The sequence below is a fragment of the Micrococcales bacterium genome (genome assembly GCA_016703125.1).
Taxonomy (GTDB): Bacteria; Actinomycetota; Actinomycetes; order S36-B12; family UBA10799; genus JADKAV01.
The window spans coordinates 168,491-187,583 of the sequence record JADJCR010000003.1 but is presented as its reverse complement, the minus strand read 5'-3'; the positions used below and the strand labels follow the sequence as shown (position 1 = coordinate 187,583).

Here is a 19,093-nt window from a genome sequence, read left to right as displayed (position 1 = left end):
TTCAGAATCGGAAGTAGATGAACGGGGCCACACCCTGCTGGCCGACCAGTGTGTCGATGACGATCAGGAACACACCGAACAGCACACCCTGCGCCCAGTAGGGCAGCCGGCTGAACTGCACCGCCACGCGGTCCCACAGCCGTGCGGGCGTCACCTGCGTGCTGAACGCCACGACCAGAGCGACCAGAACGGCCGGCGTGACCAGCGTCGCGGCAGTGGTCCATCCGACCACCAACCGGGACAGGACCGTGAGCGCGGTGCCGACATCCGGGGACCGGAAGAACACCCACGCGAAGCACACGAACGCGAACGTCACCAGCCACAGCACGGGCTTCGGGTACGTGCGGGAGACGACCGCGTCGAGGCGGGCCGGCTTGACCATCACCATCGTGCGGGTGACGTCGCCACCACCTGCCGGTTCCGGTTCATCGCGCAGGTCGATGTCCCGGGGGGCGCGCAGGCTCGCAGCGCGCTGCCGGGCCCAGCGCTCCACCGCCAGCCCCGACCCGTGCATGGTGCCCCAGATCACGAACGTCCACGCCGCGCCGTGCCACAGCCCACCGAGGATCATCGTGAGCATGAGGTTGATGTAGGTGCGACGGGGACCCTTGTGGCTGCCGCCGAGCGGGATGTACACGTAGTCGCGCAGCCAGCGGGACAGGGTCATATGCCAGCGGTGCCAGAACTCCTGCAGGCTGGCCGCCCGGTAGGGCTGGTCGAAGTTCTGCGGGAACCAGAATCCCAGCAGCATCGCCAGGCCGATCGCGATGTCGGTGTAGCCGGAGAAGTCGCAGTAGATCTGCGCGGCGTACCCGAGGATCGCGACACCGGTGTCGACGGCTCCGAACGCCTGCGGACTGCCGAAGACCGGATCCACCAGGTTGACGGCCAGGAAATCCGCGAGCACGACCTTCTTGAACAAGCCGCCGGCGATGAGGAAAAGCGCCGGCGCTGCCGGGATGCTACGCGGGCTGCGCGGCGTGGCCAGTTGCGGGATGAATTCCGTGGCCCGCACGATCGGTCCGGCGACCAGATGCGGGAAGAACGACAGGTAGACGGCGGTGTTGATCGGCGTGGCCAGCGGCGCCCTTTCGCGGTACACATCGACCACGTAACTGATCGCCTGGAACGTGAAGAACGAGATCCCGACCGGCAGGGCCAGTTCCAGCACCTGCTGCTCGCCCTCGAAGCCGAACGCGCTCACCAGCCCGTTCACGCTGTCGACGAAGAACCCGAGGTACTTGAACACCCCAAGCAGAAGCAGATTGCCCGCGACCGCCGCGACGAGCACGGCCTTGCGCCCGGGTCCCCGCGCCATCCGGCTGATCAGTGTCGCGGCGGCCTGGTTGCCAATGATCGAGGCGAGCAGCAGGAACACCCAGCGCCAGTCGGCCGCCGCGTAGAACGCCAACGACGCGGCGAAGATGAACGGCTTCCAGTACTTCGGCGTGGGCATGAGCAACCACGACGCGAGCAGCACCACGACGAAGAACGCCGCGAACTCGATCGTCGGAAAAACCACGCGCAACCCCTCGGTCCATCACCTGCCTGGGTCACGCGATGGGGAAGGGCTCGCGTGACTTATCGCGAGGCTAACCCGGGGTGGGGACATTCGCGCTCAGGCGACGTCGGCGGGTCGCGGGTCACCCGGGCTCGGGGCCTGGCGGCGCCCTCCAGCCTCACCCGGGAGACGGGCCTGGCGGCGCCCTCCAGCCTCACCCGGGAGAGATCCGTACAACGGGGAGCGATCCCACCGGTCTCCTTCACTCCCCAACATCCGAATCACTCCCGCCTACGAAACCCGCGGCCACCGGGGAGCGCTGGCTGCCCTCCAGACTCACCCGGGAGAGATCCGTACACCCGGGAGCGATCCAACCGGTCTCCTTCACTCCCCAACGTCCGAACCACTCCCGCCTACGAAACCCGCGGCCACCGCCCCCGCCCCGGAACCGAACCGTGGCCCGGCCCACCTGAACACGACCAGGCCCCGCCACCGGGATGCGTTGGTGGCGGGGCCTGCTCGCGGATCAGGCCTTGCGCTTGCTGATCTCGTCGGTCAGTTGCGGGACGACCTCGAAGAGGTCACCCACCACGCCGTAGTCGGCGAGTTCGAAGATCGGCGCCTCGGGGTCCTTGTTGACCACGATGATCGTCTTCGAGGTCTGCATGCCGGCGCGGTGCTGGATCGCCCCGGAGATGCCGTTGGCGATGTACAACTGCGGCGACACGGTCTTGCCGGTCTGGCCCACCTGGTACTGGTGGGGGTACCAGCCGGCGTCGGTGGCCGCCCGCGAGGCACCCACCGCTGCGTCGAGGGAGTCAGCGAGCTTCTCCATGAGTGCGAAGCCCTCCGGACCGCCCACACCACGACCGCCGGAGACCACGATCGCGGCCTCGGTGAGTTCGGGGCGAGCGCCCTTCTCCTCCTTGACCCGGTCCACGACCTTCGCCGCCGTGGCCGACGGGCTCAGGGACACCGACACGTCGCTGCGGGCACCGGCCGCGGGGGCCGCCTCCGGCGCCGTGGAGTTCGGACGCACCGTGATGATCGGGGTGCCGTGGGTGACCTTCGACTGCACGATGGTCGAGCCGCCGAAGATCGACTGCGTGGCGACTAGATCGGAGGACACACCCACGGCGTCGGTGATGACGCCGCTGCCGGCCTTGATCGCCAGCCGACCGGCGATCTCCTTGCCCTCAGCGGTGGAGGTGATGAGCACCGCCGCCGGGGACTTCTCCGACACGAGCTGCGCGAGCAGTTCGGCCTTGGGGGCGACCACGTGGTCGGTCAGTTCTGCGGCGTCGGCGACGTAGATGTTCGCCGCGCCGTACTCGGCCAGGGTGGCCGCCGCACTGTCGCTGCCACCGCCGACGAACACCGCCGACGGCTCACCCAGGGACCGGGCCAGCGTCAGCAGTTCGAGGGTGGTCTTCTTCACCGAGCCGTCGACGTGGTCGACGAGTACCAGAATCTCAGCCATTGTGTTCGTTCTCCCTAGATGAACTTCTGCTCGGACAGGTAATCGGCGATCTTCACGCCACCGTCACCCTCGTCGGTGACGATCGTGCCCGCGGCGCGGGCCGGCGCGGCGGCGAATTCGGCCACCTCACTCCAGGCGGCACCCAGGCCGACGGCGGCCGGCTCGATCCCGGCATCGGCCACGGAGATCGTCTCGACGGGCTTCTTCTTCGCGGCCATGATGCCCTTGAAGGACGGGTAGCGGGGCTCGTTGATCTTCTCGACGACAGAGACGACTGCAGGCGTGCTGGCCTCGACAACGTCGTAGCCGTAGTCGGTCACACGGTGGGCCTTCACCGAGCCGTCGCCCGGGGCTTCCACCTTGTTCGCGAAGGTCAACTGCGGCAGGCCCAGGCGCTCGGCCACCATCGCCGGCACCACGCTCATGCGCGCATCAGTGGACTCCGAGCCGAAGAGGATCAGGTCGACGCCTCGGCCCTCGATCACCTTGGCGATGGCCAGGGAGGTGGCGACGGCGTCGGAGCCGGCCAGGCCGTCGTCGACGATGTGGATGCCGGCATCGGCTCCCATGCTCAGGGCCTTGCGGATGGTCTCGGTGGACTGCTCGGGACCCATGGACAGCACGACCACCTCACCGCTGGTGGCCTCGGCGATCTTCAGGCCTTCCTCGACGGCGTACTCGTCGAGTTCGTTCATCACTCCGTCCACGGAGGCCCGGTCGAGGGTCTTGGTGGCGGGGTCGAGCTTCTTCTCCGACCAGGTGTCGGGGACCTGCTTGACGCAGACGACGATCTTCATGGGCGCGGTCAACCTCCTCGGGTGCGCTTGGCCGGGCACTGTCGCACGCGGCACGTGTACCAATGTTACTCGCCAGTAGGAATGGCGCCAGAACTGCCCCCTCACCCTGCCCGTAGCCTGGGAAGCGTGCCCTCCCCCCTGCCCCTCACCGGCGAGCGGACCGTGCCCGGGATCGCCCGCGAGCAGTACTGGTTCGCCCGGCACGAGGTCGTCTACCGGTGGCTCGCGGGCCGCTGCCCGGGCCAGCGCATCCTCGAGGCGGGCTCCGGGGAGGGGTACGGCGCGCAGATCCTGCGGGAGGCCGGCGCGTGGGTGGTCGCCGTCGACTACGACCGGGCTGCGATCGAGCACAGCGCGGCGACCTACGACCTGCCACACGTGCGGGCGAACCTCGCCGGGCTGCCCTTCGCGCCGCTCGACGCCGTCGTCAGCCTGCAGGTGGTGGAGCATCTGTGGGACCTGCCGGGCTTCCTGCGCGAGGTCCGGCGCATCGCGGGGTGGGCCTGCTTGAGCACACCCAACCGGCTCACGTTCTCCCCCGGCCTGCCGCGGGGGGCCAAGCCCACCAACCCGTTCCACGTCGAGGAGTTCGACGCCGAACAGCTCGTGGACCTGCTGAGCGCAGCGGGGTTCACCCGTATCGAGATGTTCGGCGTGCACCACGGGGCACGTCTGTCCCAGCGCCCAGCCATCATCGCCGATCAGATCGATGCGTCGTTGTCGGGGCACTGGCCGGCCGAACTCGAGGAATTCGTCAGCAGTGTGACGGTGAACGACTTCACCGTCACGGGCTACGACGTGGACACAAGCCTGGACCTCGTGGTTGTGGCCTCATGATCGGGCGGTTCGCACTCGTCCTGCACAGCCACCTGCCATGGCTGCGCGGGCACGGCAGGTGGCCGGTCGGCGAGGAATGGCTCAACCAGGCCGTCGCTACCAGCTATATCCCCGTGCTCGACGCCCTGCGACGGTTGGCCGACACCGGCGCCCGCGACCTCGTGACCATCGGCGTCACCCCAGTCCTCGCAGCGCAACTCGACGATCCGCAGTGCCTGGCAGGAGCCCGCACGTGGGTCGCCGACTGGCTGTGGCGCACCCAGGAACTCGCCGCTCACGATCCCGGAGCGGCGGCGCGCGAGGCCCGGGCCGCGCGCGCGGCGCTAGAAGCCCTCGAGGGCCGATACCGGGCCGGCTTCTCACCTGCGCTGCGTGCCCTGGCCGACACCGGTGTCATCGAGTTGCTCGCAGGGCCCGCCACGCACCCGTTCCAGCCGCTGCTCGAGGACCGGGTCGCGGCGTTCAGCCTGCGGACGGGACTCGACGACCACACCGTCCGCTTCGGCACCGCCCCGCAGGGCATCTGGGCGCCCGAGTGCGGGTACCGGCCGGGGCTGGAGGAGGTCTACGACCGCGCCGGCGTACGTCATTTCCTCCTGGACGGCCCGACGATGCTGCACGTCGGCCGGGGAACGCACAGTGCGTGGACCGTCGGGGACACCGGCGTGGTCGCGTTCGGCCGCGACCTGGATGTGACGTACCGCGTCTGGTCGCCGCGCAAGGGATACCCGGGTCACCACGAGTACCGGGACTTCCACGTGGTGGACGATGCGGGCTTCCGGACCCGCCGGGTGACCTCCGGCGCCGTCCACGGCACGGACAAGGCACCCTACGACGAGGCTGCCGCAGCCCGGGCCGTGGAACGCGACGCCGAGGACTTCGTCACCGTGGTCCGCCGGCGCCTCCTGGAACTGCGCCGGACCCGGCCCGATCCACTGGTCGTTGCCGCCTACGACACCGAGTTGTTCGGGCATTGGTGGCACGAGGGGCCGCAGTGGCTGGAACGGGTCCTCACCTTGTTGCCGCAGGCCGGCGTCGAGATCACCACCCTGGCCCGCGCCAGCACCGATGTTGCCGGGCGCATCGACCCCGGGCCGGGCTCATGGGGCAGCGGCAAGGACTTCCGGGTGTGGGCCGGTCCGCAGGTGTCGGACATGATCGACGACAACGAAGATCTCGTTCGGCGCTGGCTGAAATCGGCGGACCCCGAGAGCCGCGACGCCCGAAGGGTGGACCTCGCGACCCAGGCCCTGCTGGCCCTTTCCAGCGACTGGGCCTTCATGGTGACCAAGGACAGCGCTGCCGGGTACGCGCGGCAACGCCACGACGAGCACCACCGGCACTTCGAACGCATCGCCGCAGCCATCGAGACCGGCCGGCCGCAGGCACCTCTGGCGGAACGGCCGTTCGGCCACCTAGACCCGCGGTTGTTGTAGTGCACGTCGTCCACCTGACCTGGGAGTACCCACCGGTCGTCTACGGCGGTCTGGGCCGGCACGTGCATGCACTCGCGACCGCGCAGGCAGCCAATGGCGACGAGGTCACTGTGGTCACCCAGCAGCCCGAAGGTGCAGCGTCACGCGAGGAACTGGCCGGGGTCGAGGTCGTGCGGGTGGCACCGGACGGACCGTTCCCCTACCACCTCCCGTCCCTGCTCACCTGGGTCGGCAGCCTGGATGCCCGCATCGGGCAGGCGGCGCGCGCTGTGACGGGCGCGGATGTCCTGCACGCCCACGACTGGGTGGTCGGACGCGCCGGCAGCACCGCTGCGACGCACCTGGGGGTGACGCTGATCGCGACTGTGCACGCCACCGAGGCGGGGCGGCACAACGGCTGGCTCCCCGACGACGTCGCGCGCGGGGTCCATCTTGTGGAGCAGTGGCTCGTCGACGAGGCCGATGGCCTGATCGTGTGCTCGTCGAGCATGGCCGAGGAGGTGGTCCGCGGCCACCACGTGGACCGCAGCCGCATCACGGTCATCCCGAACGGGATCGACCCTGCGGCCCGGACCGAACCCGTCCGCGTGCCCGCGGATCTTCTCGACGGGTCGCCACGCATCAGTTTCGTTGGACGCCTCGAATGGGAGAAGGGCGTCTTCACCGCCGTGGACGCCATGCCGCACGTCCTGCGCGCACACCCACAAGCCCGGTTGCGGATGGTGGGCACCGGCGGCAAGTCCCATGAGGTCGCCGACCGGATCGCCGCGGCCGGCCTGCAGTCCCACGTGTCCCTGCTCGGACACGTCGACGAAGCGACCCTGCAGGCGGTGTACGGGAGTTCCGACCTGCTCATCGCACCCAGTTCCTACGAACCGTTCGGGATCGTGGCCCTCGAGGGTGCTGCGGCCGGGGTGCCGCTCGTCGTCGGCGACACCGGAGGTCTCGCCGAATTCGTCACCGACGACCGGGGCCGCCGCTGCCGACCTGGTGACCCGCAGGACCTGGCCGACCAGATCAACGCTGCGTGGTCCGACCCGGTCGGGACCGCTCGCCGCCGCGATGCCGCAACAGCGGCTCTGCGCCACTACCGGTGGTCCGACATCGCGGCGCGCACCGATCAGGTGTACCGCACCTGCACCCGCGGACCGCACCCGCAAAGGGCAACGGCCGCCCCGCGCCACCCGGTCTGGTGACTCAGGCCGCCCGGTAGTTGCGCGTCCGCGCCGAACTCGCGTAGGACCCGAGGTCGAGGAAGAAGGCCAGCACGATGAAGAACCACGTGAAGCCGGTCACCTCGCCGAGCCACCAGTAGAGCAGCACGTAGGACAGGGTCGTGTACGGCAGCAGGAGCAGGCCCAGCAGCGGGATGAGCCAGTTGTTGTCGAACGCCCTCTCCACGGTGTCGCCGAACAGCCACAGCAACACCAGTGCGACGCGCGGGAAGAAGGCGCCAAGCGCCACGACGAAGCAACCACACATGGGTGACCTCCGGCCTTCAGTGGGCGCCCAGTGCGTCCACCATGTCCACGACAGCACGGTAGTCGCTGATCGCGTCCTCTAGCGTGTCGGCGATGCAGGTGACGCCGACCTTGCCGTATTCCGAGAGTGCGCCGAGCATGTGGAACACACAGCCGCGCTCAGTGACCGGGTCGAACGTCAACCGGCGGGTCACCGCAGCGTCGAGCAGGTCCGGCACCGAGATCCCCCGGTAGGACTCCGAACGCAGGTTGTCGGTGGCGTAGTAGCACTTCTCGGCACCCGACCCGGTTCGGAACACTCCGGATCCGGGGTCGTAGTGCCCCTCGGTGATCACCGCCATCGTGAGCATCGGGTGTGTCGTGCCGCCCTTGCGCAGGTTGATCTCGATGGCGCACAGCCGGTCGCCCGCCTCCACGAAGTCCACAGCGAAGCGTCCCCGGGCGCCCTGCGCCTGCAGCACCTCGCCGACTCTCATGGTGTCGTCCTGAACGCGCCGCCGGTACCGCGCGGCCGCGGGGAACGTCGAGCCCTCGAACACTTGACCATCGGCGCCGCCGAGGAGTTGGTCGTGCGTGCTCAGCGCCCGCAGGGTGCCCAGCGGGCCGATGTAGCCCTGCCCGGATGGGGAGGCCGAGACCCCGTTGACGAACTCCTCGACGATGCCACCCATGTCCTCGAAGCGGGCGCTGAACGACGCGTAGTCCTCCGCCGGCGCCTGCATCTTCAGGTGCTTCGGCAGCGCCTCCCGGATCGACGCCTCATCCGTGCCGTGCTCGTAGCGGAAGATCGCATTGCCCTCGCCGGAGAAGCCCTCCTCGAGTTTGACCACCCCCGCCAGCAGGTCGGGATGTTCGCGCTTGAGGGCGGCCAGCGCGGTGACCACGTCGTCCATGGAGGTCAGGTGCTCGAAGCCGGCGGGCAAGTCGATGCCGGCCTCGCGGAAGGCGTCCCGGCTGCCGGACTTGGAGCCCAGGTGGTCGCGGTCGGGCGGGTTGCCCAGCAACGGCACGCCGAGTTCCGTCGCGAGCTTGCGTTCCAGGTCAGTGGTGTTCATACACACGATGGCGGCGGCCCGGGAACGGTCCACCTCCTCACGGATCTCCCGCAGGCGGCCGGGCCGTTCGAGCAGTTTCTCCGTCAGCGGGCGGTGCGAGAGGTCGTCGCAGCTGATCATGGTCAACCGGGGCCGGGAGTGCGACACCGGCACCCCCGGGATGAGGTCAAGGTAGTACTCGACGATGACATCCTTGATCGGGCCGCTGGAGCAGAACACCACATGGACGTTGGGGGTGTGCAACTGCAGCAGCATCGCCAGCAATCGCTCCTCGTAGTGCTCGACGCCGACCACGTTGCGCAGCAACTGCTGGTCGAACGACATGCTCGGCACCACCACGAGGCAGTGCGGCGCCGCGGGATCGGCCACGAAGGTGCGGGCCATGTCGGGCAGAGCGGCTTCGAGTGCCTCGAATTCGGGGTGCCCGTTCATGCCGATCAGGGTAGCCGTAAACGGGGTCCGGAGGGCCCGTGTTCGCCCGGCCTGTCATCCCTGCCGGCGCTGCTCCTCGGCGGCCACCCGGGTCTTGCGCGCGATGTCGGCCAGCGCCGCCCGGCGCGCGGCGGCCGCGTCGAACTGCACCTGCCGGTCCTTGAGCACGCGGGCAGGCACCCCACCCACCACGGACTTCGGCGGGATCGTGCCGCGGACCACGGAGTTGGCGGCCAGCACACAGCCCTCGCCCACGAAGGTGCCGCGGGTGACGGTGACCTTCGCGCCCAGCCAGCAGTCCGGGCCGATCCGCACCGGACTCTTCACGATCCCCTGGTCCTTGATCGGCAGGCTCACATCGTCGAAGACGTGGTCGAAGTCGCAGATGTACACCCAATCCGCGACGATGCAGCTGGCGCCGATCTCGATGTCCAGGTAGGTGTTGATGGTGTTGTCGCGGCCGAAGACCGTCTTGTCGCCGACCCGCAGCGTCCCCTCGTGCACGCGCAGGCGGTTCTCCTCCCCAACATGCACCCAGCGCCCGAGGATCAGTTGACCGTATCCCTTCCGGGCGTAGAGTTCCGCACGCCGGCCGATGAAGACGAAGCCCTCGGTGACGATGTGCGGATGGCGCACTTTCAACCAGAAGAACCGCCAGTAGCGAACGAGGTACCAGAACGACCAGGCACGATTGCGCACGACCCACTTCAGCGACGCCCAGGTGAGGAAGCGTGCGTTGCGCGGGTCCCGGCTCACGCCTTGGTTCCGGTGACACTCACGTTGTAGAAGTACTGCGCGGGCACGATCCTGGTCATGACCTTGGCGTCCAGTGCCGACAGGGCCAGCCACGTCCCGTAGGCGAAGTACGCCCGCCCGGAAGCCCAGCGAGCCGGGTTTCACCGCGGCCTCGACCGTGCGCACGGGCCAGCCGAACCAGGAGGCGGTCAGCTCCTCGGTCACGGTCCGCACGTCGATGGCACCCGCACGCGCGCACAGCCGCCGCAGTTCGGCCGGGTCGAAGGTGTGGATGTCCACCACTGCCTCGAGTACCGCTGCCCGCGACGACTCGTCGAGTTCCGCATCCGTCTTGGCGTACTTGTCGCGCAGGCCGGGCAGGTGGGTGATCCGTTTGGCGACGTTCCACGTCAGGTGCGACAGCCGGCGCGCCACGATGTCCCCCTTTGCGGTCGGCTCGCCGGCGAACACGAACCGGCCCCCGGGCTTGAGCACGCGCAAGACCTCGCGCATGGCCTGGTCGAGGTCCGGGATGTGGTGCAGCACCGCGTGCCCGATCACCAGGTCGAAACTCTCGTCGGGATACGGCAGCGTCTCGGCGTCGGCGACCCGGCCCTCGACGTCGAAGCCCAGGTGGGCACCGTTGCGCTTGGCGACGTCGACCATACCCGGGGACAGATCGGTGACGTGGCCCTCGTCCAGCACGCCGCCGAGCTTGAGGTTCAGCAGGAAGAAGCCCGTCCCGCAGCCCAGCTCCAGCGCGCTGCCGTACGGCCAGGCATCCTCGCCGGCGACGTTGCGGAAGCGGTCCGTCGCGTAGGTGATGCAGCGCTCGTCGAAGGAGATCGACCACTTGTCGTCGTAACTGTCGGCCTCCCAGTCGTGGTAGAGGAGGTTGGCCAGTTTCGGGTCGTCCCAGGCCTGCTGGATCTGCTCAGAGGTGGGTGGGGTCATGCTTCATCGTCCTTCGAATCGGGCCTGGCCGGGTCCGGATTCCAGGAACGTACCCATGCCGACGGTGCGGTCGTGCGTGGCGAACAGCCCGGCGAACTGCTGGCGCTCCAACTCCAGGCCACTGCAGAGGTCGACCTCGATCCCGCGGTCCACGGCGGTCTTCGCCGCCCGCAGCGCCATCGCCGGACCGCCCACGTAACGTCGCGCCCAGGTCATGGCTTCGTCGTGGACCGCATCCGCCGGGACCACGAGGTCCACCAGTCCTATGCGCTGCGCCTCGTCGGCCTTCACGTGGCGCCCGGAGAAGATCATCTCCTTGGCGCGGGCCGGGCCCACGAGTCGCGGGAGGCGCTGCGTGCCGCCGGCGCCCGGGATGATGCCCAACTGGATCTCCGGCAGGCCGAGTTTGGCGCTGTCTGCGCACACCCGGAAGTCACAGCACAGCGCCAGTTCCAGGCCACCGCCGAGGGCGTAGCCGGTGATGGCGGCGATCGTGGGCTTGCCGACCTCGGCGAGGGCGGTGAACGCCGCCTGCAGGGCCGGGGAGCGCTCCACCGTGGTCTGGTGGTCCCAGTCGGCCATCTCCTTGACGTCGGCGCCCGCCGCGAACACCTTCGGGCCGCCATACACCACGAGCGCGGCCACGTCCCGGCGCTGGTCGGCCTCCCGGGCGGCCGCTGCGATCTGCTGCTGCACCGCCACGGACAGCGCATTCATGGGAGGCCGCGCGAGCGTCAGCACGCCCACCCCGTCGACCACTTCGAGGGTCACGTACCCAGTACCGCCGGTGCCTTCATTGCCCACGTCCGTCTCCTTCGTCCACGACGGCAGGCTAACCTCACACACAGACCTCACCGTCGGGAGGTCTGTCGACAGGAGGAAGATGCGAACGCCTGAGGGTCTGCCGCCGATGGGCTTGCGTCCGGATCCGGACAACCCGGGAGGGGCGACCGTCAACCACTTCGCCCCCGCCGCCCAGAGTGTGACCCTCGAGTTCCTGGAGTCCGGCGACCACGTCGACCTCGCCCCCGGCCCGTACGGGCACTGGACCGCTGAGCTTCCCGCCCCGCCCACCGGCACCACCTACGGATTTCGGGTGACCGGACCCTGGGAGCCGGAGTTCGGCCTGCGGCTGAACCCGGCCAAACTCCTGCTCGACCCGTACGCCCTGGCCATCACCGGCGAGTTACAGGTCAACGACGCGATCCACTCCTACCAGATGCAGGATCCGGACCTGATCGACGACACCGACTCGGCCCCTTACGTCCCGCACAGCGTGTACGTGCCACCGCTCGCGCCGAGCCCGAACTCCCCGCCGCGCATCCCGTGGGACCGCACGGTCATCTACGAGACCCACGTCAAGGGCTTCACGAAACTCCACCCGGAGGTCCCCGAGGAACTGCGCGGGACCTACGCCGGGCTGGCCCAACCGCCGGTCGTGGAGTACCTGAAGGACCTCGGCGTCACCAGTATCGAGTTGCTGCCCGTACAGCACTTCGTACCCGAGCCGCTGCTGCTCGGCAGCGGGCGCACGAACTACTGGGGGTACAACCCCGTGGGCTTCTTCGCGCCCCACGCCGCGTACTCCGCCGCCGGTGAGCGCGGGGAGCAGATCGCGGAGTTCCGGGACATGGTCGACACGCTGCACGCCGCCGGGCTCGAGGTCATCATCGACGTCGTCTACAACCACACCGCCGAGGGCGACCACCTCGGACCCACGCTGGCGTGGAAGGGCGCGGCCAACGCCGACACCTACTGGATGCTCGACGGCGGGATGTACGACAACCCGACCGGGTGTGGCAACGCCATCCGGGCGGAGTCGCCACGCATGGTCGAGCTGATCCTGTCGTCGCTGCGTTACTGGGTGACGGACCTGCACGTCGACGGCTTCCGCTTCGACCTGGCCTCCACACTCGCCCGGACCTCGGCCATGGTCACGACCTGGGCCCCCGTCCTGTCGGCCATGGCCGCCGACCCGGTGCTGTCACAGGTCAAATTGATCGCCGAGCCCTGGGACATCGGCATCGGTGGGTACCAGGCCGGTAGCTTCCCCGGACCCTGGGCCGAATGGAACGACGTCTTCCGTGGCACTGTGCGCGACACGTGGCGCTCCATCGGCTCGCTGTCGGAACTCGGCGCGAGGCTGACCGGCTCGGCCGACCGGTTCGCCCACAACGGGCGGCGCCCCTACCACTCGGTGAACTTCATCACCGCCCATGACGGTTTCACCCTGGCCGACCTGGTCTCGTACAACGACAAGCACAACGAGGCCAACGGCGAGGACAACAACGACGGCAGCAACGACAACCGCAGCTGGAACGGCGGCGCGGAGGGCCCGACCGACGACCCCGATGTGCTGGCCAACCGCCGGGCCCGGCAACGGTCGTTGCTGGCCACGCTGCTGTTGTCCGCGGGCACCCCGATGATCCTGTCCGGCGACGAGGCCGGACGCACCCAGCAGGGGAACAACAACGTGTACTGCCAGGACAACGAGTTGTCCTGGACGGACTGGGAGAACCTGGACCGCGGACTCATCGACTGGACGAAGCTGCTGCTCCGGATCCGTGATCGCTACGCCGTGCTGCGACCCAGCGTGCACCCCTCCCCGGAGGATCTCCACTGGTTCAACGAGGAGGGCACGGTGCTCACCTCCGAGCAGTGGAACGACCCCGACGTCCGGGTGGTGCAGGCCATGTTCAAGGGCGAGCCGTCGGTCCTGCTGTGCCTGAACACGGGCCCGGAGATCGTCGAGATGATCTTCCCCATGCCCGCGCGGGTGGTGCTCGCCAGCGAGGACGTGACACTGACCGGCGTCGACCCCTCCGCCGGGGTGAGAGTTCCTTGCTACTCGATCGTGGTCGCCGAGGTGCTCCCCGAGGACGAGTAGACCTCAGCCGGCCGTGAGGTTCCAGTACCACCGGTTCGTCACGGCCTCCGGCGGGCGGTTGATGTCGCCGACCAGGGGCGCGGCCAGACTCTTGGTGTAACGGCCAGCGACTCCGGTCGCATCGACGCTGAGGCCGTTCGTCAACAGATCCCCCAGGTTCGGCCCGAACGTCAGGCCCGCTTCGCGCGTCTCGGCCACCCAGAACTCACCATCGAAGTACTCGCAGGTGTAGGAGATCCGCGGCGTCGGGGACACGGACACGTTCAGGTCGTACCTGCGGCCCTTGTACGTATCATCCGTCTTCTGGTCGACGGTCATCGTCGCATCCAAGGTGCTGACGTCCAACTGTCCGCTGCTCTGCGCCGTTGAACAGTTGCGCCGGATCCCGCCGTTGAGCACGGAGGCGTCGTAGTTCCACGTCACCGAGCCCGCGATGCCTGTGTAGTGGATCGCGCCGTCGTTCCACCGGGTGTTGATGATGGGGTCGCGCTCCTGGTACTGGTACGTGATGGATCCGTTCCACGACGTGCCGGAGTTCTGTTCCCCGCCGAAACTCCCTTGGTACTGCCTCGCGAACACCGTGATGATGACCGGCCGCGACTTCACATCGCGCCCCGCACCGTCGGGTACCGCGATGCTGCGCAAGGAGTACTGCCCGGGGGTCGCGAAGGTGCGGGACAACTTGACCTTCCCGTTCTTCGGCACCTTGTAGGACTTGACGGTCCGGAACGGCCCACCGCCGGACCTGACCTGAAGCTTGATCTGTCGGTAGCCCTTGACCCGCACGGTCTGGCGCCAGGTGTCCCCCGCGATCAACTGCCTGGTCTTGAGCAGCGGGGCCAGATCATTCTTGGCCTGGACTGTCGCCGGACGGCCCTCCGCCGCCTGAGCAGGCGCCCCCAGCACCACCGGAGCCGAAGTGAGGGCCGCCGCGGTCGCAATGACGATCGTTGCTCTAGCTGTCATGGCCCACTCCTCGCACCGGTTCGGCCGATACTACACCTGAAGCAGTCAGCAGCCACGACTGAAAGCCGTCACGAAGCTGTCACCCGCGTGGGGCTGATCGTGTGCCGGCTTTGCCGCGCTGAGACCGCAAGAACGCGACATCGGACGGATTCGACCCCGCGCCATCTTCTGATCGCAACCGGGGCCAGGCGCCGCCTCCCCGGACGGACGCGCCGCGCCATCCGTCGCTCGCAGCGACTACCGTCGAATCCGTGAGCGACAACTCCACAGCAGGCTCGGGTGCGCCATCGGCGGCCGCCGTCGACTACTGGAACACCCTGCCCTCGCACAACCTCACGCCGCCGGAGACGCTCACCGGCCGCTTCCCCGTACTCGACGTCTGGCCGCGGGTCGAGGGTGGCCGCCGGCCGGTGAAGGCCGTCGTCGGGGAGATGGTCATGGTCAACTGCGTGGCCTTCCGCGAGGGGCACGACACGATCGGCGTGGACCTCGTGGCCACCGATCCGCAGGGCCGTTCGGTGCGCGTGCCGATGATCTCGCGCGACAACGGCACCGACGTGTGGGATGGCAACTTCCGGCCCAACACCGAGGGAGCATGGACGTTCACGATCGTGGCCTACGCCGACATCCTGAGCACCTGGCGGCATCGCGCTGAAGTGAAGATCCCCGTGGGCGTGGATGTGGAACTCGAACTCGAGGAGGGCGCACGCATCCTCTCACGCGCTGACGTGCCCGACCAGACCCTGATCAGCAAGGCCATCGCCGGGCTGCGCGACGTGAGCATGTCGCCGGCCCGCAGGCTCGCCGCCGGCCTCGACCCGACGCTGTGGAAGATGCTGCGCGAGCACCCCATCCGGGACCTGGAGTCGCCGTGCGGGCCCTGGCCGGTGCAGGCGGTTAGGCGCCGGGCGCTCTTCGGATCCTGGTACGAGTTCTTCCCCCGCAGCGAAGGCGCCACCCTGGACCCACCGGCCAGCGGCACGTTCGCTGACGCGCAGAAGCGCCTGCCGGCCATCGCCGCCATGGGCTTCGACGTGGTCTACCTGCCACCGATCCACCCGATCGGGACAGTGAACCGCAAGGGTCCGAACAACACCCTCACCCCCGGCCCCGGGGACCCCGGCTCTCCCTGGGCGATCGGTTCGGCGCAAGGCGGGCACGACGCGGTCCACGCGGACCTGGGGACGATCGACGACTTCGACCGGTTCGTGGCTCGCACCGAGGAACTCGGGATGGAAGTGGCGCTGGACCTCGCGCTGCAGGTGGCTCCGGACCACCCGTGGCCCACGGCCGGCAAGCCCTGGTTCACCGTCCGCGCCGACGGCACGATCGCGTACGCCGAGAACCCACCGAAGAAGTACCAGGACATCTACCCCATGTGGTTCGACGGCGACCCGGCCGGCCTCACCGCCGAGGTGCTGCGGGTCATCCGGTTCTGGATGGCTCACGGCGTGCGGATCTTCCGTGTCGACAACCCGCACACCAAACCTGTGCGCTTCTGGGACCACGTCCTGCACGAGATCAAGCGCACCGATCCCGACGTGCTGTTCCTGGCAGAGGCGTTCACCCGCCCCCCGATGATGCGCGCACTGGCCGAGGTCGGCTTCGACCAGTCCTATACGTACTTCACCTGGCGCACCGACAAGTGGGAACTCGAGGAGTACCTGCGGGAGCTCAGCGGCCCGTCGTCTGCGTACATGCGCCCCAACTTCTTCGTGAACACCCCTGACATCCTGCACGCGTATCTGCAGTACGGCGGGCCGGCTGCCTTCGCCATCCGCGCCACCCTGGCGGCCACCATGTCGCCGACCTGGGGCGTCTACAGCGGCTACGAATTGTTCGAGCACGTCGCAGTGCGCCCGGGCAGCGAGGAATACCTGGATTCCGAGAAGTACCAGTACCGCCCCCGGGACTGGCAGGCGGCGGAAACCGGCGGCACATCGCTGGCCCCGTACCTCACGCTGCTCAACGACATCCGGCGCAAGCACCGCGGCCTGCAACAGCTGCGGCACATCGTGTTCCACCAGATCGACAGCGACCGCATGATCGCGTACAGCAAGCGTGACGGTGACGACACCGTCATCGTCGTCGTGACGCTCGACCCGTTCGGCCCGCGGGAGGCGACGCTGCACCTGGACATGCCGGCGCTCGGCTTCGACTGGCACGACCGCTTCGTGGCGCAGGATCTCATCAGCGGACAGAGTTTCTCGTGGTCCGCAACCAACTTCGTGCGACTCGACCCCCACTTGTCGTGCGCTCACATCATGTCGATCAGGCCGGGAGTCATCTGATGATCAAGGTAGACACTGCAGCACTAGCCTCACTGGTCGACGGTACGCACAGCCAGCCGCACCAGATCCTGGGGCCGCACGCCGACGACGACGGCCTCACCATCCGGGTGCTGCGCCCGGATGCCACCGAGGTAGACGTGGTCATCGGAGCCGAGCGGTTCCCGATGCAGCACGAGCACTCGGGGGTCTGGGTCGCCGAGGTGCCCTATTCCGACGTGCCGGACTACCGGCTGGCCGTCGCGTACGGCGGTGACAAGATCCCCGCCGACGATCCCTACCGCTTCCTGCCCACCCTCGGTGAGATGGACCAGCATCTGATCTCCGAGGGCCGCCACGAGCAACTGTGGACAGTGCTCGGGGCGCATGTCCACGTCTACGAGACCCCCAACGGACCCATCCGCGGCGTGGCCTTCGCCGTCTGGGCACCCAACGCCCAAGGGGTGCGCGTGGTGGGTGACTTCAACTACTGGAACGGCACCGCCACCCCGATGCGTTCGCTGGGATCCAGCGGCGTGTGGGAGGTCTTCGTCCCCGAGATCGGTGCGGGCACCCGCTACAAGTACGAGATCATCGGCCGCGACGGAGTGCGCCGGCTGAAGGCGGACCCGCTCGCCCAGGCCACGGAGGTGCCGCCAGCCACCGCTTCGGTCGTCTTCGACTCCGGGTACACCTGGGCCGACGCCGAGTGGATCACCCATCGTGCCGACCGTCCCGTCCACGCCGGACCCATGAGCGTCTGCGAGGTGCACCTCGCCTCCTGGCGGCAGGGCCTGTCCTACCAACAGCTGGCCGAGGAACTCACCGACTACGTGGTCGCCCACGGCTTCACCCATGTGGAGTTACTGCCTGTCATGGAGCACCCGTTCGGAGGCTCGTGGGGCTACCAGGTCAGCGCCTACTACGCTCCGACCGCCCGCTTCGGCAACCCCGACGACTTCCGGCACCTTGTGGACCGGTTGCACCAGGCCGGTGTCGGCGTCATCGTCGACTGGGTCCCCGCGCACTTCCCGAAGGACGAGTTCGCACTCGCGCGCTTCGACGGTACGCCGCTGTACGAGCATGCCGACCCCCGCCGCGGAGAGCACCCCGACTGGGGCACGTACGTTTTCGACTTCGGCCGCCCGGAGGTCCGCAACTTCCTCGTGGCCAATGCGGTGTACTGGTGCGAGGAGTTCCACATCGACGCCCTGCGGGTGGATGCGGTGGCCTCCATGCTGTACCTGGACTACTCCCGCAACGAGGGCGAATGGTCGCCCAACGCTTACGGCGGCCGGGAGAACCTCGACGCCGTGCAGTTCCTGCAGGAGATGAACGCCACGGTGTACCGCCGCCAACCGGGCGCGTTCACGGTGGCCGAGGAGTCGACCGCGTGGCCGGGTGTCACCAGGGCCACACACCTGGGCGGCCTGGGCTTCGGCCTCAAATGGAACATGGGCTGGATGCACGACTCGCTGGGTTACGTGCACCGCGAACCCGTGCACCGGCAATGGCACCACAACGAGATGACCTTCGCCTTGGTCTACGCCTGGTCGGAGAACTGCTACGTGCTGCCCATCTCCCACGACGAGGTGGTGCACGGCAAAGGTTCGCTGCTGGCGAAGATGCCGGGCGACCACTGGCAGAAGCGTGCCAACCTGCGCGCATTCCTCGCGTACATGTGGGCCCACCCCGGCAAGCAGTTGCTGTTCATGGGCCAGGAGTTCGGCCAGGAGTCGGAGTGGTCCGAGGGCCGCAGCCTGGACTGGTGGCTGCTCGACCAGCCGGATCACGCCGCCCTCTCCCGCCTGGTCCGCGACCTGAACGCCGAGTACCGGTCGAACCCCGCTTTGTGGAGCCTGGACGTCGAACCGCACGGCTTCGAGTGGATCGACGCCAACGACGCCGGGGGCAACACCTTCTCCTGGCTGCGCCGCGGCCAGGACGGGGAACTGCTGGCGTGCGTGGTGAACTTCAGCGCCGTCCCGCATTTCGACTACCGCGTGGGCCTGCCCACCGGCGGGCGCTGGCGGGAGGTCGTCAACACCGACGCCCAGGAGTACGGCGGCAGCGGGGTCGGCAACTTCGGCGGGGTCGACGCCGAGGAGTGGGAATGGCACGGTCGGCCGTTCAGCGCCCGGCTGGCGGTTCCGCCGCTCGGGGCGGTCTGGCTGACCCCGGAATGAGCACCTGACGCGAAGGGCGCCGCAGTGACGAGGTTGGAGAGCGTGCATCAGGCCCTGCGATCACATTCCGCGACAGCCC

The 19,093-nt window shown here is 68.5% G+C and carries 14 protein-coding genes and 1 pseudogene; 6 read left to right on the top strand and 9 right to left on the bottom strand.

Features of this window, described 5'->3' with window-relative positions; genetic code table 11:
* Position 1 precedes the first annotated feature (1 nt).
* The 3 genes from IPG68_05220 to IPG68_05210 form a co-directional block, all read right to left on the bottom strand.
* Positions 2-1,522 carry an MBOAT family protein gene (locus tag IPG68_05220; protein MBK6762701.1) on the bottom strand — a complete coding sequence of 507 codons (1,521 nt, stop codon included), beginning with the start codon at positions 1,520-1,522 and terminating at the stop codon, positions 2-4.
* Between the two features lie 505 nt (positions 1,523-2,027).
* Entirely contained in the window at positions 2,028-2,981 is a 954-nt protein-coding gene (locus tag IPG68_05215; GenBank protein ID MBK6762700.1) for an electron transfer flavoprotein subunit alpha/FixB family protein, read from the bottom strand.
* Between the two features lie 14 nt (positions 2,982-2,995).
* Positions 2,996-3,778 carry an electron transfer flavoprotein subunit beta/FixA family protein gene (locus tag IPG68_05210; GenBank protein MBK6762699.1) on the bottom strand — a complete coding sequence of 261 codons (783 nt, stop codon included), beginning with the start codon at positions 3,776-3,778 and terminating at the stop codon, positions 2,996-2,998.
* A gap of 81 nt (positions 3,779-3,859) precedes the next feature.
* Here IPG68_05210 and IPG68_05205 point away from each other — a divergent pair, with 81 nt between their 5' ends.
* From IPG68_05205 to IPG68_05195, 3 genes are read left to right on the top strand one after another with little or no spacing between them, the layout of a single operon-like run.
* Positions 3,860-4,615 carry a class I SAM-dependent methyltransferase gene (locus IPG68_05205; GenBank protein ID MBK6762698.1) on the top strand — a complete coding sequence of 252 codons (756 nt, stop codon included), beginning with the start codon at positions 3,860-3,862 and terminating at the stop codon, positions 4,613-4,615.
* Positions 4,612-6,051 (top strand): DUF1957 domain-containing protein, encoded by a 1,440-nt coding sequence (locus IPG68_05200; GenBank protein MBK6762697.1) that lies wholly within the window; start codon positions 4,612-4,614, stop codon positions 6,049-6,051. Before IPG68_05205 ends, IPG68_05200 begins: the two co-directional genes overlap by 4 nt.
* On the top strand, positions 6,051-7,247 hold the full coding sequence (locus tag IPG68_05195; GenBank protein MBK6762696.1) for a glycosyltransferase family 4 protein: 1,197 nt from the start codon (positions 6,051-6,053) through the stop codon (positions 7,245-7,247). Before IPG68_05200 ends, IPG68_05195 begins: the two co-directional genes overlap by 1 nt.
* A 1-nt stretch (position 7,248) precedes the next feature.
* Here IPG68_05195 and IPG68_05190 read toward each other — a convergent pair whose 3' ends face one another.
* The 5 genes and pseudogenes from IPG68_05190 to IPG68_05170 all read right to left on the bottom strand — a co-directional run bounded on the left by IPG68_05190 (position 7,249) and on the right by IPG68_05170 (position 11,479).
* Positions 7,249-7,533, bottom strand: a complete 285-nt coding sequence (locus IPG68_05190; GenBank protein ID MBK6762695.1) for a hypothetical protein — start codon at positions 7,531-7,533, stop codon at positions 7,249-7,251.
* Between the two features lie 16 nt (positions 7,534-7,549).
* Positions 7,550-9,019, bottom strand: a complete 1,470-nt coding sequence (locus IPG68_05185) for an ATP-grasp domain-containing protein (protein ID MBK6762694.1) — start codon at positions 9,017-9,019, stop codon at positions 7,550-7,552.
* 54 nt (positions 9,020-9,073) lie between these two features.
* The gene (locus IPG68_05180; GenBank protein MBK6762693.1) at positions 9,074-9,775 is read right to left on the bottom strand and encodes an acyltransferase; all 702 of its coding nucleotides are present in this window, start codon (positions 9,773-9,775) and stop codon (positions 9,074-9,076) included.
* Positions 9,772-10,708 (bottom strand): annotated as a pseudogene (locus IPG68_05175) (class I SAM-dependent methyltransferase). Before IPG68_05175 ends, IPG68_05180 begins: the two are co-directional and overlap by 4 nt.
* A 3-nt stretch (positions 10,709-10,711) precedes the next feature.
* A complete protein-coding gene (locus IPG68_05170) occupies positions 10,712-11,479 on the bottom strand; it encodes an enoyl-CoA hydratase/isomerase family protein (protein ID MBK6762692.1) in 768 nt (255 codons plus the stop codon).
* Positions 11,480-11,591: 112 nt separating this feature from the next.
* Between IPG68_05170 and glgX the strand changes: the two genes are divergently transcribed.
* Positions 11,592-13,595, top strand: coding sequence for a glycogen debranching protein GlgX (gene glgX, locus IPG68_05165; GenBank protein MBK6762691.1), 2,004 nt, complete (start codon positions 11,592-11,594; stop codon positions 13,593-13,595).
* Positions 13,596-13,598: 3 nt separating this feature from the next.
* Here the strand turns inward: glgX and IPG68_05160 are convergent, their stop codons facing one another.
* Positions 13,599-14,561, bottom strand: a complete 963-nt coding sequence (locus tag IPG68_05160) for a hypothetical protein (protein MBK6762690.1) — start codon at positions 14,559-14,561, stop codon at positions 13,599-13,601.
* Positions 14,562-14,878: 317 nt separating this feature from the next.
* On the opposite strand from IPG68_05160, the gene IPG68_05155 reads away from it, so the two are divergent.
* Positions 14,879-16,852 (top strand): alpha-1,4-glucan--maltose-1-phosphate maltosyltransferase, encoded by a 1,974-nt coding sequence (locus IPG68_05155; GenBank protein MBK6762689.1) that lies wholly within the window; start codon positions 14,879-14,881, stop codon positions 16,850-16,852.
* Positions 16,852-19,014, top strand: coding sequence for a 1,4-alpha-glucan branching protein GlgB (gene glgB / locus IPG68_05150; GenBank protein ID MBK6762688.1), 2,163 nt, complete (start codon positions 16,852-16,854; stop codon positions 19,012-19,014). Before IPG68_05155 ends, glgB begins: the two co-directional genes overlap by 1 nt.
* Positions 19,015-19,093: the final 79 nt, after the last annotated feature.

Coding starts and splice junctions, on each gene's coding strand:
- IPG68_05215 (MBK6762700.1), bottom strand. CDS start 2,981: ATGGCTGAGATTCTGGTACTCGTCGACCACGTCGACGGCTCGGTGAAG.
- IPG68_05210 (MBK6762699.1), bottom strand. CDS start 3,778: ATGAAGATCGTCGTCTGCGTCAAGCAGGTCCCCGACACCTGGTCGGAG.
- IPG68_05205 (MBK6762698.1), top strand. CDS start 3,860: ATGGCGCCAGAACTGCCCCCTCACCCTGCCCGTAGCCTGGGAAGCGTG.
- IPG68_05200 (MBK6762697.1), top strand. CDS start 4,612: ATGATCGGGCGGTTCGCACTCGTCCTGCACAGCCACCTGCCATGGCTG.
- IPG68_05190 (MBK6762695.1), bottom strand. CDS start 7,533: ATGTGTGGTTGCTTCGTCGTGGCGCTTGGCGCCTTCTTCCCGCGCGTC.
- IPG68_05185 (MBK6762694.1), bottom strand. CDS start 9,019: ATGAACGGGCACCCCGAATTCGAGGCACTCGAAGCCGCTCTGCCCGAC.
- glgX (MBK6762691.1), top strand. CDS start 11,592: ATGCGAACGCCTGAGGGTCTGCCGCCGATGGGCTTGCGTCCGGATCCG.
- IPG68_05160 (MBK6762690.1), bottom strand. CDS start 14,561: ATGACAGCTAGAGCAACGATCGTCATTGCGACCGCGGCGGCCCTCACT.
- glgB (MBK6762688.1), top strand. CDS start 16,852: ATGATCAAGGTAGACACTGCAGCACTAGCCTCACTGGTCGACGGTACG.